At 72.4% G+C, this 16,957-nt stretch carries 11 protein-coding genes; 6 read left to right on the top strand and 5 right to left on the bottom strand.

Annotated elements, in window-relative coordinates; genetic code table 11:
* Positions 1–520: 520 nt before the first annotated feature.
* Entirely contained in the window at positions 521–1,066 is a 546-nt protein-coding gene (locus ACFYXC_RS15795; protein ID WP_388920814.1) for a MarR family winged helix-turn-helix transcriptional regulator, read from the bottom strand.
* 148 nt (positions 1,067–1,214) lie between these two features.
* On the opposite strand from ACFYXC_RS15795, the gene ACFYXC_RS15800 reads away from it, so the two are divergent.
* Positions 1,215–2,483: an MFS transporter gene (locus ACFYXC_RS15800; RefSeq protein ID WP_389552791.1), complete on the top strand. Its 1,269-nt coding sequence runs from the start codon at positions 1,215–1,217 to the stop codon at positions 2,481–2,483.
* A gap of 76 nt (positions 2,484–2,559) precedes the next feature.
* Here ACFYXC_RS15800 and ACFYXC_RS15805 read toward each other — a convergent pair whose 3' ends face one another.
* The 3 genes from ACFYXC_RS15805 to ACFYXC_RS15815 form a co-directional block, all read right to left on the bottom strand.
* Positions 2,560–3,390, bottom strand: coding sequence for a class I SAM-dependent methyltransferase (locus ACFYXC_RS15805; protein WP_389551707.1), 831 nt, complete (start codon positions 3,388–3,390; stop codon positions 2,560–2,562).
* An 81-nt stretch (positions 3,391–3,471) separates the two neighbouring features.
* Positions 3,472–5,136: a SpoIIE family protein phosphatase gene (locus tag ACFYXC_RS15810; protein ID WP_388920820.1), complete on the bottom strand. Its 1,665-nt coding sequence runs from the start codon at positions 5,134–5,136 to the stop codon at positions 3,472–3,474.
* Between the two features lie 124 nt (positions 5,137–5,260).
* The gene (locus tag ACFYXC_RS15815; RefSeq protein WP_389551710.1) at positions 5,261–6,625 is read right to left on the bottom strand and encodes an NAD(P)/FAD-dependent oxidoreductase; all 1,365 of its coding nucleotides are present in this window, start codon (positions 6,623–6,625) and stop codon (positions 5,261–5,263) included.
* A gap of 377 nt (positions 6,626–7,002) precedes the next feature.
* Here ACFYXC_RS15815 and ACFYXC_RS15820 point away from each other — a divergent pair, with 377 nt between their 5' ends.
* Together ACFYXC_RS15820 and ACFYXC_RS15825 are read left to right on the top strand one after the other, a co-directional pair.
* Positions 7,003–7,797, top strand: a complete 795-nt coding sequence (locus ACFYXC_RS15820) for a TetR/AcrR family transcriptional regulator (RefSeq protein WP_389551713.1) — start codon at positions 7,003–7,005, stop codon at positions 7,795–7,797.
* A gap of 228 nt (positions 7,798–8,025) precedes the next feature.
* Positions 8,026–9,912, top strand: a complete 1,887-nt coding sequence (locus ACFYXC_RS15825) for a sigma-70 family RNA polymerase sigma factor (RefSeq protein ID WP_389551716.1) — start codon at positions 8,026–8,028, stop codon at positions 9,910–9,912.
* A gap of 204 nt (positions 9,913–10,116) precedes the next feature.
* On the opposite strand, the gene ACFYXC_RS15830 is transcribed toward ACFYXC_RS15825, so the two are convergent.
* Positions 10,117–12,210: an asparagine synthase-related protein gene (locus ACFYXC_RS15830; protein WP_389551718.1), complete on the bottom strand. Its 2,094-nt coding sequence runs from the start codon at positions 12,208–12,210 to the stop codon at positions 10,117–10,119.
* A 773-nt stretch (positions 12,211–12,983) separates the two neighbouring features.
* On the opposite strand from ACFYXC_RS15830, the gene ACFYXC_RS15835 reads away from it, so the two are divergent.
* The 3 genes from ACFYXC_RS15835 to trmB all read left to right on the top strand — a co-directional run bounded on the left by ACFYXC_RS15835 (position 12,984) and on the right by trmB (position 16,953).
* Positions 12,984–14,408 (top strand): MFS transporter, encoded by a 1,425-nt coding sequence (locus ACFYXC_RS15835; RefSeq protein WP_388920835.1) that lies wholly within the window; start codon positions 12,984–12,986, stop codon positions 14,406–14,408.
* Positions 14,409–14,623: 215 nt separating this feature from the next.
* A complete protein-coding gene (gene lhgO, locus ACFYXC_RS15840; RefSeq protein WP_389551721.1) occupies positions 14,624–15,889 on the top strand; it encodes an L-2-hydroxyglutarate oxidase in 1,266 nt (421 codons plus the stop codon).
* Between the two features lie 212 nt (positions 15,890–16,101).
* Positions 16,102–16,953 carry a tRNA (guanosine(46)-N7)-methyltransferase TrmB gene (trmB, locus tag ACFYXC_RS15845; protein ID WP_389551724.1) on the top strand — a complete coding sequence of 284 codons (852 nt, stop codon included), beginning with the start codon at positions 16,102–16,104 and terminating at the stop codon, positions 16,951–16,953.
* Positions 16,954–16,957 lie beyond the last annotated feature (4 nt).

Here is a 16,957-nt window from a genome sequence, read left to right on the forward strand (position 1 = left end):
TCACCCTCTCGGGCTTTCCTCCGGGCTTTTCCCTTCGGTCCTGCTGTGTTCTTGTCTTGCTGTCTTGCGTTTCCGACTCTATCAGACCGTTTCCGGCTCCGATTTCCTCGGTGCTTTCCAGGTTCCCGCTCTCGCGTTTCCCTTTCCGGCGGTGTCGACTCTACCAGACCGTTTCGGGCCTGAGTTCCAGTCAACCGTGTTTGTCTTTGCGGCTGTTGGGCCGTTCCGACGTCCCAAACGTTAGCGGATCCTCTCGGCAGTTCCTAATCGGAGCTACCGGCCCCATCGAAATGCATTCGGACGCGCGGGCGCGCCGAATTCAATCCCGTTGGGAGATCGTGCTGGTGGTTGGGTGTGCCGCATCCGCGGCGGAGGTGTGGTCGCAGAACCGTTACGGCCCCGCGGCAACTCGAAGTACCTTACGGACCCGCGAGGGGAGTGTCAAGTCTGCCCCGGGCGGCCATTCGGCAAACCCTTGGCCCGCCGTCCGCATCGGGCGCGTCCAGGCCCAACTCGGGCCTCAGTCAAGGTCGGTGAGCCGCCCGCCGGCGTCCGGCTGGGCGTCTTCGACGCGGCGCAGCAGTCGGGTCAGCACTTCTCCAAGGACACCGCGCTCGTCCTGGGAGAGGTCCTGGAGCAGGTCCTCCTCGAAGACGGTGGCGAGACGCATGGCCTCCAGCCACTTGTCGCGGCCCTCGTGCGTCAGCTCCACGATGACGCGGACCCGGTTCGTCTCATCACGCTCCCGGGTGACGAGACCCTCCGCCACCATCCGGTCGATCCGGTGCGTCATGGCCGCCGGGGTGAGGCCGAGCCGCTTCGCCAGGTCGCTCGGCCCCAGGCAGTAGGGCGCTCCTGACAGGACGAGTGCCTTGAGGACCTCCCACTCGGCGTTGCTGATGCCGAGGGCGGCGGTCTGGCGCCCGTAGGCGACATTCATGCGGCGGTTGAGGCGGCCGAGCGCCGAGACGATCTTCTCGACCTGGGGGTCGAGGTCCTGGAACTCGCGCTGGTAGGCGGCGATCTGCTCGTCCAGCGTCGGCTCGTTCGCCGGGGTGTCACCCATGGGCGCAGTATGGCACGCCCCCGCTTGGCGTTGAAGTCCTTCGAGATGTACTGTTTAGCTTCGAAGTTTATCTTCGAAGTCTTCATGCCTACATCGTGAGGCAGGCGTAGGACTTCTTCTCTCAAGGCAGGTGAAAGTGACCAGGGCGATGGGCGCGGAGATGCGCCGGATCCATGTGGGCAACGCACTCAGCGCGTTCGGGCTCGGCTTTACCGTCCCGTACCTGTACGTCTACGTGGCGCAGGTACGGGACCTCGGTGCCATGACGGCGGGTCTCGTGCTCGCCGTCTTCGCCGTGGCCGCGCTCGTGGTGTTGCCGTTCGCCGGACGGGCCATCGTCCGGCGGGGCCCCCTGCCGGTGCTGCTCCTCGCCCTGGTCACCGCCGCCGTGGGCGCGCTGAGCCTGGGGCTGGCGGCCGGCTCGACGGCCGTACTGATGTCCGCGGCCGCGCTCGGCGCCGGGCAGGCCGTGATGCAGCCCGCGCTGGCCACGATGATCGTCGACTGCTCGACGGCCGAGACCCGGTCGCGCGCCTTCGCCACCCAGTTCTTCCTGCAGAACCTCGGGCTCGGTGTCGGCGGGCTCATCGGCGGTCACCTCGTCGACACCTCCCGGGCGAGCTCGTTCACGCTGCTGTTCGCGATCGAGGCGGCGATGTTCCTGCTGCTCGTGGTGGTCATGGCGACCGTACGGATGCCGCGGGCGCCCAAGGTCGAGGGTGCGCCGACGCAGACCGGGGGCAGCTGGAAGCAGCTGCTCGGCAACCGGGCCATGGTGCAGTTGTGCGTGCTGGGCTTCGTGCTCTTCTTCGCCTGCTACGGACAGTTCGAGTCGGGGCTCAGCGCATACGGCGTCGAGGCGGCCGGTATCTCCACCTCCGCGCTGGGCACGGCCCTCGCCGCGAACACGGCGATGATCGTCGTCGCGCAGTTCGCCGTGCTGAAGTTCGTCGAGCGGCACAAGCGGTCCCGGGTGATCGGCGCGGTCGGGCTGATCTGGGCCCTCGCCTGGATCACCGCCGGGTACGCGGGGCTCGGACACGGCAGCCAGGCCATGGCGACGGCCGCGTTCGTGTCGACGTACGCGCTGTTCGGGCTCGGTGAGGCGATGCTGTCGCCGACCGTGGCGCCGCTGGTCGCGGATCTGGCGCCGAATGGCCTGGCCGGGCAGTACAACTCGGCCTTCGCCCTGGTCAAGCAGCTCGCTCTCGCGGTCGGTCCGGCGGTGGGCGGCCCGATGGGTGCCTCGCTGCACGTTCCGTACATCGTGACGTTCCTGCTGTTCTCGCTGGGCATCACGTTTCTGGCGGTGCGGCTGGGGCGGCAGCTCACTCCCGTACAGAACCAGCCCTCGCTGGCGGCGAGCCGGGTCGTGGTGCGGGGCGGGACGCCGGCCGAGCAGGTACAGGCGGCCTGACCGGGCACGCGTACAGACGTACGACGGCCGTCGCCATGTACCTGGTGACGGCCGTCTCGTCGTGACCGGGGCCGGTTCAGCCGACCGCTGTCACCAGGGTGGACGTGAACGGGACGGTCGTCGTGCCGTCGGGGTTCGTATGACCGGCCAGGGACGTGGTGATCGACTCGGCCGCCCGGGTGAGTCCGTCGGGGCCGCCCGCGTCCGCGATCGCCTGGCCCCAGGGAACGGCCGAGAGGTGGCCCCGGGCGAAGCCGGCGAGCGGGGGCAGGGTGACGCGGAAGGTGATGTCACGGGCGGTCACCTCGCGGAAGCCCGCGTCGGTCAGGGCGGCCGTGAGGCGGTCGGCGGGGCAGGAGAAGGCGGCCGCGAAGTGCGCCTCCGCCGACGGTCCGCCGTGTTCGGCGAGGACCCCCCGCTGGGCGGCGAAGTACGGCGAGCGGTCCCAGGCGCTCCAGGCGGTGGCGGCGAACCGCCCGCCGGGGCGCAGGACCCTGGACACCTCGGCGAGGGCCGCCCCGAGGTCGGGGAAGAACTGGACGCCCTGCTGGCAGAGCACGGTGTCGAAGGTGTCGTCCGGCTGGGGGAGGCGGTCGGCGGGGGCCACCGTGAGCTCGATGTCCGGATACATACGGGGTGCCTTGGCGGCGGCCACCCCCAGCATCGCCTCGCTCTGGTCGGCGGCCACGACATGGCCCGTCGGGCCGACCCGGGCCGCGGCCGCGCGGGCCACGAATCCGGTGCCGGAGGCGAGGTCGAGGATCTGGTGGCCCGGGCACAGGTCCACCGCGTCCAGCAGCGCCTCGACGAACGGCGCCATGATCGGTGCGCTGTACTCCTCGTAGCGCTCGGGAGCGCTGCCCTTGAGCGGAAAGCCCGCTGCGTCTGCCTTCGGTGAGCTGGTCATGGATGAGCTACTAGCACCGCGGAGCGGGGCTGACCAGATGCCGCGCGGCTCCTGCGGCGCATGGTGCGCCGGCCCGCACGGTCAGCCGGTGCCCGGAAGCGCGAACTCGCACCACACCGCCTTCCCGCCGCCGGGCGTGCGGCGGGAGCCCCAGTTCGAGGCGATGGCGGCGATGATCGCGATGCCGCGGCCGGACTCGTCGGCCGGTTCGGCGCGGCGGCGGCGCGGGAGGTGGTCGTCGCCGTCGGTGACCTCGACGATCAGGCGGCGGTCGGTGCGGCGCAGTCTCAGGCGCATCGGCGGGGTGCCGTGCTGGAGGGAGTTGGCGACGAGTTCACTGGCGGCGAGGACGCCGAGGTCGTGCAGGTCGGGCTGGAAGCGCCAGCTGGTGAGGACCCCGGAGGCGAAGGCACGCGCGCGTGGGGCCGCCTCCACGCCGCCGAGCAGCTCCAGGGCGGCGTTGCGGAAGAGGTCGCCGTCCGGTCCCGTACGCGCGGGGTGCTGGAGGACCAGGACGGCCACGTCGTCGTCGTGGTCGGCCTTCACGCCCGCCGAGCGGACCAGGCGGTCGCAGACCACCTGGGGGGAGCCCGTGGCGCCGGCGAGGGCGCCCGCCAGGGAGGCGATGCCCTCGTCGAGGTCCGCGTCCCGGCGCTCGACCAGGCCGTCGGTGTAGAGCACGGCGGTGGAGCCGGGGCCCAGCGGCACCGAGCCGGAGGCGTGCATCCAGCCGCCGGTGCCGAGCGGGGGTCCGGTGGGCTCGTCGGCGCGCAGGACGGTGCCGCTCTCGTCCCGGACGAGGATCGGGAGGTGGCCCGCGGAGGCGTACACCAGGCGGCCCTCGTTCGGGTCGTGGACCGCGTACACGCAGGTGGCGATCTGGTTGGCGTCGATCTCCATGGCGAGGCCGTCGAGGAGCTGGAGCACCTCGTGCGGGGGCAGGTCGAGGCGGGCGTACGCGCGCACGGCCGTGCGGAGCTGGCCCATGACGGCCGCGGCGCGGACCCCGCGGCCCATGACGTCGCCGATGACGAGGGCGGTGCGGCCGCCGCCGAGGGTGATCACGTCGTACCAGTCGCCGCCGACCGCGGTCTCGGTGCCGCCGGGGTGGTAGGTCGCGGCGACGCGCAGGTCGTCCGGTTCCTCCAGTTCCTGGGGCAGCAGGGAGCGCTGGAGGGTGACGGCCGTCTCGCGCTGCCGGCGCTCGCTGGCCCGCAGCCGCTCGGCGGCCTCGGCGTGGTCGGTGACGTCCGCGGCGAAGATCAGGACGCCGCCGCCCTCTCCGGGGGCCGACACCTCGACGGGGACGGGGGTGCACGTGAACGTGTACGAACGGCCGCCGGGGACCTTGCGGGACTTGACCGTGCGCGGCTTGGAGCTGCGCAGGACCTGGTCGAGGAGCGGCAGCAGGCCGATCCCGGTCAGCTCCGGCAGCGCGTCGCGTGCGGGCTCGCCGACGGGGCGGACGCCGAAGGCCGCCACATAGGCGTCGTTCACGTACGCCAGGCGGTGATCCGGGCCGTGGACGAGGGCGACGAGGGCCGGGATGCGGTCCAGGACCTCGCGGACCGGCAGCTCGTCCACGGCGGGGGCGAGTGCGACCGGGGTGCCCTCGGCCGTCGGGCGTTCGGCGCGTGCCGCGGGCACGGAGCCCTCCGGAGGGAGTGCCGTCGGCAGTCCGTCGGCCCGCGCGGCGGCGCGGCGCTGCGTTCCGGGGAGCCGGGCGCTCCAGCGCGTGAAGTTCACTGTGGGACTGGCCTCGTGGGGTCGAAGGGCGAGCGGTCGGCCCGCCCATGGTCGTGGATCAGTGTGTCCGACCGGACCGGCATCCGTCAGACGCCGGTCCCATGAGCGGAGTTCCTGCTTCCGGTCAGGACGACCCCTTCGGGTCCCGAGGAGGTTGTCCACCGGCCGCCAGTTCGAACTCCGCACGGGGATGTTCGAGCGAACCGAGAGAGACGATCTCCCTCTTGAAGAGGCCCGACAGAATCCATTCGGCGAGCACGCGCGCCTTGCGGTTGAAGGTGGGCACCCGGCTCAGGTGGTAGACGCGGTGCATGAACCAGGCAGGGTATCCCTTCAGCTTCCGCCCGTAGACCTGTGCGACACCCTTGTGCAGCCCCAGGGAGGCGACCGAGCCCACGTACTTGTGCGCATACGTCTCCAGCTCCTCGCCGCGCAGGGAGTGGGCGATGTTGTCGCCGAGGACCCTGGCCTGGCGTACGGCGTGCTGGGCGTTCGGGGCCGTCTCCCTGCCGGGCTCCGGCGCGGTCACGTCGGGTACGGCGGCCGCGTCGCCCGCGGCCCACGCGTGCGTGGTGCCGTCCACGGTCAGTCGGGGGGTGCACTTCAGCCGCCCGCGCTCGTTCAGCGGCAGGTCGGTGGCCGCCAGGACCGGATGGGGTTTCACTCCGGCGGTCCACACGACCGTGCGGGTCGGGAAGCGGGCCCCGTCGCTGAGGACGGCGACCCGGTCGGAGCACGAGTCGAGGCGGGTCTCCAGGCGCACGTCGATGTTGCGGCGGCGCAGCTGGGTGACGGTGTACCTGCCCATCTCCTCGCCGACCTCGGGAAGGATGCGGTTCGACGCCTCGACGAGGATCCACTTCATGTCGTCGGGCTTGACGTTGTGGTAGTAGCGGGAGGCGTAGCGGGCCATGTCCTCCAGCTCGCCGAGCGCCTCCACCCCGGCGTAGCCGCCGCCCACGAAGACGAAGGTCAGGGCGGCGTCGCGGATCGCGGGGTCGCGGGTGGAGGAGGCGATGTCCATCTGCTCGATGACGTGGTTGCGCAGCCCGATGGCCTCCTCGACGGTCTTGAAGCCGATGGCGTACTCGGCGAGGCCGGGGATCGGCAGGGTGCGCGAGACGGAGCCGGGGGCCAGGACCAGTTCGTCGTACGCGATCTGGTCGGGTCCGGTGCCCTCCTCCTCGGTGGCGAGGGTGACGACGGTCGCGGTGCGCTTCGCGTGGTCGATGGACTCCGCCTCGCCGATGACGACACGGCACCGGTCCAGGACGCGGCGCAGGGGCACGACGACATGGCGCGGCGAGATGGAGCCCGCGGCCGCCTCCGGCAGGAACGGCTGGTAGGTCATGTAGGGGTCGGGGGTGACCACGACGATCTCCACGTCACCCCGCTTCAGCTCCGGTCTGAGCTTCTGCTGGAGACGCAGGGCGGTGTACATCCCGACGTAGCCGCCGCCGACAACGAGAATGCGCGCACGTTCCTTCACTCACCCATGACGCAACGGCTGTCGGCGTTTGTCCACAGGCCCGTCAATTTGTGTGACCGGACGCCGGAGAAGCCGGGGCCCGTCCGATTCACCGGGGCGCGAACAGAGTGCGCAGGTCAGCGGGTGTGATCGGGGTGGTCTTAGGGGGCGCAACCGGGACGTAAGCGGCCCGTACTCCGATCGGGGGGCGCTCCGTGCGGAACCTCCCCCTTCTGAATTGACTCCCACTCAACTATGTTCGTCTGTCATCGGGGTGTAGGGGGATGCGCTCGACGAGTCCGTACGGCGGGGCTCACGGCGAAGGCCGTTCCACTGACTCCGGCTGTCGATGACGGGGAGAGTCTCCGGGGGGAGACGTCATTACCGGGGGAACACACATGCATATTCAGGACACTCATTGGACATCTGCGTCCGCCCTGACGACGGGCGGCGCGGCCAGTGCGGCGGCGGGAAACGGACGCGCGGCGGACGTGTCGCGCACGACGCCGCTGCGGGTGGACGCACAGCGCAATCTGGAGCACGTGCTGCGGGCGGCTCGTGAGGTCTTCGGCGAGCTGGGGTACGGCGCTCCGATGGAGGACGTGGCCCGGCGCGCGCGGGTCGGCGTGGGCACGGTGTACCGGCGCTTCCCGAGCAAGGACGTCCTGGTCCGGCGCATAGCCGAGGAGGAGACCTCCCGGCTGACCGACCAGGCGCGTTCCGCGCTCGGGCAGGAGGACGAGCCGTGGTCGGCGCTCTCGCGCTTCCTGCGGACGTCGGTGGCCTCGGGCGCGGGGCGGCTGTTGCCGCCGCAGGTGCTGCGGGTGGGTGTCGGCGACGAGGACGCCGAGGGCACGGTCCTCGACGGGACCTCGGTCCTGGACGAGGCGCGGGTACCGCAGCAGCGGTCCCAGCCCGGCGGGCCCGAACTGCGGCTCGTGGAGCAGCGGCCGTCCTCTATCGGGGAGCCCGGCGAGGACGACGCCGGGGCGGCCCAGCTGCTGGAGGTCGTGGGCCGGCTCGTGGACCGGGCGCGCGGGGCGGGTGAGCTGCGTCCGGACGTGACGGTGTCGGACGTGCTGCTGGTGATAGCGACGGCGGCGCCGTCGCTGCCGGACGCGGCGCAGCAGGCGGCCGCGTCGGCGCGGTTGCTGGACATCCTGCTGGAGGGGCTGCGGTCGCGTCCCGCGTAGGCGTCCGGCGGGGTGTGGGTTGCCTCCGGCGGCGTGTGGTGGTTGTTCGGGTGCGGGTGCGTGGGGGCTGGTCGCGCAGTTCCCCGCGCCCCTTACGGGGCTTGCGAGGCTGTTCGAGTGGTCCGCTCGGACGGGTGGTTGGTTCGTTCCTGTGGGTAACGCGGACGGGTCCCTGTGGCACTCTTTCCCGATGTTCGGGTCCGAGGGTGCAGGCGGGGGCTTTCCGCGATGAGTGTTGACGGTCGGGACGAGCCACTCAGGAGCACCGAAACGGAAGCAGGTGTTCCGGCGCAGCGTGAGTGGCGTGACAGCGGCGTCCTGCCTCCTCCGGTCGAACTGCCGCCCGCCGACGCCGAGTTGCTCCAGCGGATGCGCTCGGGCGACGACACGGCCTACGAGGAACTGTTCCGGCGGCACGCGGACGCCGTCCGCCGCTACGCGCGCACCTGCTGCCGGGACGCCCACACGGCGGACGACCTCACCGCCGAGGTCTTCGCCCGCACCCTCCAGGCCGTCCGCGGCGGCAGCGGTCCCCGGCACTCCGTACGCGCCTATCTGCTGACGACCGTACGACGCGTCGCCGCGGGCTGGACCAGGTCGGCGCGGCGGGAGCACCTGGTCGACGACTTCGCCGTGTTCGCGGCCCAGGCCGCGCGCGGCCCGGAGCTGTCGGAGGACACCGCGCCCCCCGGTTCGTTCGAAGCGGGTCACGAGCTGGGCGCCGACGTACGGGCCATGCACGAGGCAGAGCAGTCGATGGCCATGCAGGCGTTCCGTTCGCTGCCCGAGCGCTGGCAGGCCGTGCTGTGGCACACCGAGGTCGAGGACGAGTCGCCCAGTGAGGTCGCCCCGCTGTTCGGCCTGGACGCCAACGGCACCCGCGTGCTGGCGAGTCGGGCCCGTGAGGGCCTCAAGCAGGCGTACCTGCAGGCCCATGTGAGCGCCGCGCGCACCATGGACGAGGAGTGCGCGCGCCATGCCGACCGGCTCGGCGCGTACGCGCGGGGCGGGCTGCGCAGCCGCGCCGAGCGCGGCCTGCGCAAGCACCTGGAGGAGTGCGCCAAGTGCCGGCTGGCCGCCGGTCAGATCAAAGAGGTCGCGAACGGGATCCCCGCGGTCGTGCCGGTCGCGGTCATCGGCTGGTTCGGTGCCGCCGGGTACGCGAAGGCCGCCGCCCTCATCGCCGGCGGGACCGGTGTGGGTGCGGCCGGGGCCGCCGGGGCGGCGTCCGCCGCGGGTGGCGGTGGCGGTTCCGGGGGCGCCGGGGCGGCGGCGGAAGGGCTCGGCACGCCGGCGAAGGCCGGCCTCGTGGCGGGTGTCGTCGCGGCGGCCGTCGCGACGGTGGTGCTGGCGCTGGCGGGCGACGACACTCCGGCGAAGGGGCCCGAGGCCGACGCGGCCGGGCCGCGTCCGCCCGGTCCGGTCGTCGAGCCGAGCGGGCGGGCACCGTCCCCGGAGCCGTCGCGACCGCCCGGGGCGGCGGCCGAGCCGGTGGTCGCGGCGTCGGCGAGACCCACGCCGGCGCCGACACGTTCCCGCGCGGCCGGGTCCGCGCCCGAGTCCGAGTCAGCCCCGAAGCCGAAGCCGAAGCCCACTCCGACGGCCGCGCCCGAACCCACACCGACCCCTGCTCCCCCTGCTCCCTCCGCCCCCGCGCCGCCACCGCCTCCCGCTCCCGCTCCGTCCGTGTTCCGGTGGAACGCGCTCGAGTACGGCCTCACCGGGGACGGCACCAAGCCCGAGATGCGGCTCGGCGAGAGCAGTTGGGTCTGGCAGCGGTACGGCATGTCGATCGGCGGGAAGCGGTACGCGGACGGGGTCACCGTGCAGGGCACGTCCTCGGTCACCGTCGATCTCAATCGTCCGTGTTCCTCGTACCAGGCGATGGCCGGTGTGGACGACCTGACGGCGAGGGCCGGGCGGGTGCGGTTCTCCGTGTTCGCGGACGGGGTGCGGGTGTGGCGGTCGGAGGTGGTGCGTGGGGGGTCGGCGGCGGTGCCGGTGCGGGTGGACCTGGCCGGCCGGAGAACGGTCCGTCTGGTCGTGGAACCGGGTTCCGTCCTCGACGTGGGGGCTCTGGCGGGCTGGGGTGAGGCGCGGTTCCTGTGCCGGTGAGTGGACCGGGGGTTTTCGCCCCCGCCGCCCCTTCCCTCCCCCACTCTCGGCTTCGCTCAAGCGGGGGGACCCCCATCGACCCCAGGGGCTGCGCGCCCAGACCCCCCTGTCGCGCTCCGCGCTCGTCCTCAGACGCCGGACGGGCTGGAGTGTGGCCGGACGCGCTCGTCCTCAGACTCCGGACGGGTTGAAAGGAAGTGACCCCTACCCCCGCCGGGCCCCCGCCCCCAACACCCCCCGCTGCGGTCGGATGCCTGCCGGGACGGCGCGCTGGCGGGCGGGCGTGCCCGTCCAGCACGTTCCCCGCCGGTCGAGCAGGCGGCGGAGCCACAGTTCGAGGGAGACCAGGTCGGCGAGGCCCTCCAGGGGGAGGGGCTCGCCGTCGGCCGCCGCCCGGAGGGCCTTACGGACGACGCGTGCCTCCACCAGACCGGCCTGTGCGAGCAGAGGCGTGTCGAACAGGGCCACCAGTTCGTCCACGGCGACCCGCAGCCCGGTGCGCGCGGCGGCGGTCGAGGACGCGTGGGAGGGGGCGCCCCAGCCGGGCGGGAGGTCGGCGACCCCGGCGCCCTCCAGAACCGTACGGAGGATCGCGGCCCGCGCCCCGGGCTGGACGCGCAGCGCTTCGGGCAGGGCACGACAGGCGCGTACGACCTGGTTGTCGAGGAAGGGGGCGTGCAGCCGCTGGAAGCGGACCTCGGCCGCCTGCTCCAGGATGCGGAGGTCCGCGGCGTGCCGGGCGAGGGCCGAGCGGGCCCGGAAGTCGCCGGGGCGCTGACCGGGGCCGACGCTCGCACGGGTCGTCGCACCGTTCAGGCGAACCGATACTTCAGCGAGGGCCTCGCCGGTCAGCCAGCGCGCGGCGGGACCCGGTCTGGCCCACGTGAGCGCGGCGAGAGACGCCCCCACGGCACCTCCCGGCTCCTCGAACTGCTTGCGCAGCAGCCGGTCCGCCAGTCCCTCGACACCGACCAGGTACGGCGTACGGGAGAGTCTGCGCGCCGCGCCGTACACGCGCGCGGGGACCAAGACGGAGCCGTCGGCCTTCGTCAGTGCGGCGACCGGGCGCACGAGATGGCGTCGTTTGCGGTCCATGAGCAGGTCGGCGAGGCGGGCCGGGTGGGCGTCCAGGACCTGTCGGGCGCCGTACCCCGTGAAGTGGTCCGCGCTGCCCGAGGCCAGCCGGGCCCGGTGTCGAACGGCTGTCACCAGGGACGGGCCAGGCTCGTCGGTCAGCGGGCCCTCCAACTCCGCGTAGGGGAGGACCTCTTCACCGCCGGCGACCACCACGTGGTGCAGGCGGGGGTTGGCGGCGAGGGTGCCGGCCCGTTCCACCTCGGCCTCCCGTCCCTTGACCGCCAGGTCGTTGAAGGTGACGGCGAGGAGGCGTTCGCCCGCGCCGGTGCCGTGGCCGAGGACGGTGCCGGGGGCGCCGGGCAGGCCGGCGGCGAGGAGGGCGAGCGTGCCGGAGGCGGGGCCTCCGGAGAGGTCGGCCCCGATGCCGGGCACGGGCATGCCGCGGGCGGCGCGCCGCTCGGCGGGCCCCATCCCGGGGACGGGTCCCGGGTCTATGTCGGCTCCCGGTACGTGCCGGGGGGCGGCGAGCCGCGTGCGGACGGCCTCCACGAGGGCGTCCCGGACGCCGTCCACCGCGCTGTCGGCGTCGGCGGTGGGTGCCGCGACGGCGAGGGAGGCCACCGGCTCGTATCCGGCGATCTCCCGAGCGCCGGCGCGCAGGATCAGCGCGTGCCCGGGCGGAATGCGCCGCACTCCCTCGTAAGGAGTCGAGTCCTGGAGGGCGGCCGGTACGTCGGGGGCCGCGAGCAGGGCCGCCAGGTGCCCGAAGTCGAGGTTGGCCTCGATGAGGTCGGCGAGGGGCAGGGCGGCGGTCGCGTAGGCCGTGCCGCTCGCCCACGGGGTGTAGAACACCGGCCTTACGCCCGCGAGATCGCCGCAGACCATGACCCGGCGGCCCACCTGGACGACGGCCGTGTAACTGCCGGCCCAGGCCGTCAGGTGCCGGAGTGCCCCGCCGCGCGCGGCGACCAGGCCCAGGCGCAGGTCCTCGTCGGAGGCGCCGCAGGTACCGAGCACCGCGATGCGGTTCTGGTCGTCGGCCTTGACGACGCGCACCTCGTCGGGACGCCAGTCGCCGACCGCCCAGAGCGGATCGGGGTCGCCCCACAGGAGCTGGGACCCGACCGGGTGCACCGTCTCACCGTCGTTGCCGGTCGCGCCCGCCGAGCCGATCTCGGGCGCACGAGCGGCGGTACTGCTCCATCCCACCAACCACCGCATCGCCGCCTCCACAGGCTGTGGACAACCAGGGCACCGCACGAACCGGTCCCCATGCTGCCACGAAGCAAGCGTGCCGGAGGGCCGGTGGGTCCGCTTGCGCTCCCCGAGTGCGCCCCTGGGGAGATGCCCCCTCGGCGGTGAACTCACGCGCGGGAAATGGCGGTCGCGAAGAATTTCTTCCGCGACTACGACGTGAATGCGCCCCCGAAACGCTCCCCCAAAACACCCAACGCGCCCGCAAGTACCGTGGTAAACGCGGTTTTTGCCTGCGGAACACGGGGGCGATATTCAGCCAAATCGGGGATGGACAGCCAGCCTTGCACACTCTCCGTACAGGCTGTGCGCAACGCACAGTCCGGGAGGCGGGCTCCGCCTCCCGGACCGGTCTGCCGCCCGCGGGGATGTAGGCGGCGGTGTCCCCCAGCCCACTGGATCCAGTACAGCGGGCCGACCCACGCGTCATCCATCGAAGCGCTCCGCCGATGGCCGGAGAAGAGCGCACGGACGGGCGCACTGCCACACAGCGGGAGCACGACACGACGCTCCGTGCTGACCCGCGGACCACAATCCCGCCAACCGGAACAATGCCCCTTAACGCTTGGGATGCGGCGAACTACCCTGTGTTTGCCTGTGTTTTCGCGGGAGGCATATTCCTGAGGGCTCAGCCACGTGCGTGTGCGGGTGGGGTTCCGGGGGTCTGCGCCCGGGGAGACACAGCACGAATGCCGTGGGGTCACACCCGCGCGGCAGCCGTCTGTGTCGAGGGGTGGCGCATGTCCAGGGAGCAACGCGGGCCGAACGAAAAACTCGGCGCCGTTCTCGCCCTCGCGGGAATCAGCAACGCAGGACTCGCGCGTCGCGTCAACGACCTTGGCGCTCAACGCGGGTTGACTCTTCGCTACGACAAGACGTCGGTGGCGCGCTGGGTGTCGAAAGGCATGGTGCCGCAGGGTGCCGCGCCGCACCTCATCGCCGCTGCCATCGGCCAGAAACTCGGCCGCCCGGTGCCGCTGCACGAGATCGGCCTGGCGGACGCGGACCCCGCGCCGGAGGTGGGCCTCGCCTTCCCCCGCGACGTGGGTCTGGCCGTGCAGTCGGCGACGGATCTGTACCGCCTCGACCTCGCCGGGCGCCGGGCCGGCGCCGGCGGCATCTGGCAGTCGCTCGCCGGATCCTTCGCAGTGAGCGCATATGCAACTCCCGCCTCACGATGGCTGATAACCCCGGCCGACAGCTCGGTGGCACGGGACGCCGGCCCGCTGGAGGGTTCCGCAGCGCCGCTGAAAGTCGGCCACAGCGACGTACTGAAGCTGCGGGAGGCCGCCGAGGACGCCAGGCGCTGGGACTCCAAATACGGAGGCGGCGACTGGCGTTCTTCCATGGTGCCCGAGTGCTTACGGGTCGAGGCGGCACCGCTGCTCCTGGGCTCGTACTCGGACGAGGTGGGCCGGGCCCTCTTCGGAGCGAGCGCCGAACTGACCCGCCTGGCCGGCTGGATGGCCTTCGACACGGGCCAGCAGGAGGCCGCCCAGCGCTACTACATCCAGGCGCTGCGCCTGGCCCGCGCGGCGGCGGACGTTCCCTTAGGTGGCTACGTACTGGCCTCCATGTCACTGCAGGCGACCTATCGCGGTTTCGGCGACGAGGGCGTGGACCTCGCGCAGGCCGCCCTCGAACGCAACCGCGGCCTGGCCACCGCCCGCACGATGAGTTTCTTCCGCCTGGTCGAGGCACGGGCCCACGCGCGCGCGGGCGACGCCCACGCGGCCGGTGGCGCCCTCAAGGCCGCCGAGGGCTGGCTGGAGCGGGCCCGCGACGGCGACCAGGACCCCTCCTGGCTCGGCTTCTACTCGTACGACCGGTTCGCGGCGGACGCGGCGGAGTGCTACCGCGATCTGAAGGCTCCGCGCCAGGTGCGCCGCTTCACGGAGCAGGCCCTGTCCAGGCCCACGGAGGAGTTCGTACGGTCCCACGGGCTGCGGCTGGTGGTGTCGGCGGTCGCGGAACTCGAGTCGGGCAACCTCGACGCGGCCTGCGAGCAGGGGGTGCGGGCGGTGGAGGTCGCGGGGCGGATCTCGTCGGCCCGCACGACGGAGTACGTGAAGGACCTGCTGCACCGGCTGGAGCCGTACGGGGACGAGCCGCGGGTGGTCGAGCTGCGCGAGCGGGCCAGGCCGTTGCTGATGGCACCGGCCTAGTGGGTTGACTGCCCTCGCGTCTGCGGGCCGAGGTGGACTTGAGGGCGCGGGCACGCCGTGGCTGATCACGCAGTTCCCCGCGCCCCTGAAACGCGGCTGCGGGTCCGCAGCCATCGACCGCGCAGTTGCCCGTGCTCCCAAACGATGGTGCGCGGTCGACGTGGGTTTGAGGGTCTTGTCAGTGGCGCAGTGCACTATCAGTAGTGCACTGCGTCATGTTGCTGTTGTTGCTGTTGAGGGGGGTGGGCGGGCGGATGGTGCGGGCGGGGACCGCTTACGACTGTGACGTGCTGGTGATCGGTGGGGGGATCGTCGGTCTGTCGACGGCGTACGCGATCACGCGAGCCGCACCGGGCACACGCGTGACGGTGCTGGAGAAGGAGCCCGGCCCGGCCCGGCACCAGACGGGCCGCAACAGCGGGGTCATCCACAGCGGGATCTACTACCGGCCGGGCTCCCTGAAGGCACGGTTCGCCGCTCAGGGTGGCGCCGAGATGGTCAAGTTCTGCGCGGAGTACGACATCGCGCACGCGGTGACGGGCAAGCTGATCGTCGCCACGCGGCGCGACGAGCTCCCCAGACTGCACGCACTGGTCCAGCGCGGCCGGGAGAACGGCATCCCCGTCCGCGAACTGGGGGCCGCCCAGATCGGCGAGTACGAACCCGAGGTACGTGGCCTCGCCGCGATCCACGTCGCCACGACCGGCGTGTGCGACTTCGTGGCCGTGGCCCGCCGCCTCGCGGACGCCTCCGGGGCCGACATCCGGTACGGCACGAAGGTCACGTACATCGACCGCCGCCCCGACCTCGGCGTGGCCGTCCGCACGGACGACGGCACAGTGGTCCGCGGGCGCGTGCTGGTCAACTGCGCCGGGCTGCACTGCGACGAGATCGCCCGCCTCGCCGGCGACGAGCCGCACATGCGGATCGTCCCCTTCCGCGGCGAGTACTACACCCTCGCCCGCCCCGACCTGGTCCGCGGACTCGTCTACCCGGTCCCCGACCCCGCTTTCCCCTTCCTCGGGGTCCACCTCACCCGCGGCCTGGACGGCAGCGTCCACATCGGCCCGAACGCGGTTCCGGCCCTGGCCCGCGAGGGCTACGACTGGCGAACCGTCCGCGCCCGCGAGCTGTACTCGACGCTCGCCTGGCCCGGCTCCTGGCGCATGGCCGGACGCCACTGGCGCTACGGCACCGGAGAACTGCACCGCTCATTCTCCAGAACCGCCTTCACCCGAGCGGTCCGCCGCCTGCTCCCGGCGGCGACCCCGGACGACCTGATCCCCACTCCGGCGGGCGTCCGTGCCCAGGCCGTCCTGCGCGACGGCACCCTGGTGGACGACTTCCTGATCCAGGAGGGCCCCCGCACGGTCCACGTACTGAACGCCCCCTCCCCCGCGGCCACGGCCTCCCTCCCCATCGGCAGGGAGATCGCCCAGAAGACCCTCGCGGCCATCGGACGGACACCGGCACACGCATAGCGGGGCGTCGTCGGGACGCCGCCGGAACAGCATCCGAGATCGCCGGGACGTCGTCGGGACGCGAGGGGCCGTGCCGGTACGTCGCAGTCCGCCGCGTAGCTCTTCCGAACCGTGCCCGCCATGGCAGCGGGGATCCGTATGCCCGGCTGCGGCGGACTCGACGTACCGGCACGGCCCCGACCCCCCACACACGGACGTAAAATCGCCCCACTGTGTCTGACTCACCCCGCACCCCCCGAACCCCCCGCCCCAAGAGCGAACCCCGCTTCCCCGACGGCCCCCAGCCCGACCCGGCGGGCTCGCACTTCGAGCGCCGGATCCGCAGCTTCCAGCCCCGCCGCAGCCGGGTGACCCAGGGCCAGGCGGACGCCTTGCAGCGCCTGTGGCCCAAGTGGGGCCTGGACATCGACGGAAAACGCACCCTCGACCTCCCCGCCCTCTTCGCCGCGGACATCCCGGTCGTCCTGGAGATCGGCTTCGGCATGGGCGAGGCGACCGCGCAGATGGCCGCCGACGACCCCGGCACCGGCATTCTCGCCGTGGACGTCCACACCCCGGGCCAGGGCAACCTGCTGAACCTCGCCGACCAGGCCGGCCTGTCCAACATCCGCGTGGCCAACGGCGACGCCATCATCCTGCTCCGCGAGATGATCGCACCGCACGCCCTCGCCGGCCTGCGCGTCTACTTCCCCGACCCCTGGCCCAAGAAGCGCCACCACAAGCGGCGTCTGATCCAGCCGGAGTTCCTCACCCTCGCCGCGTCCCGCCTCCGCCCGGGCGCGCTGCTGCACTGCGCGACGGACTGGGAACCGTACGCCGAGGTCATGCTGGAAGTGCTCACCGCGCACCCGGACTTCGAGAACACCCAGCCCGACGACGACTACGCGCCACGCCCCGACTTCCGCCCCCTGACCCGTTTCGAGGGCCAGGGTCTGGACAAGGGCCACGTGGTGAACGATCTCCTGTTCCGCCGCGTACCGCTTGATGTGAACAGCACGACCGACCCGGCCAGTACAGACACAGACACAGACAGCACAGGCGGCACACGCAGCACAGGCAGCTGAGCAC

Source organism: Streptomyces sp. NPDC002701 (assembly GCF_042889045.1).
Classification (GTDB): Bacteria; Actinomycetota; Actinomycetes; order Streptomycetales; family Streptomycetaceae; genus Streptomyces.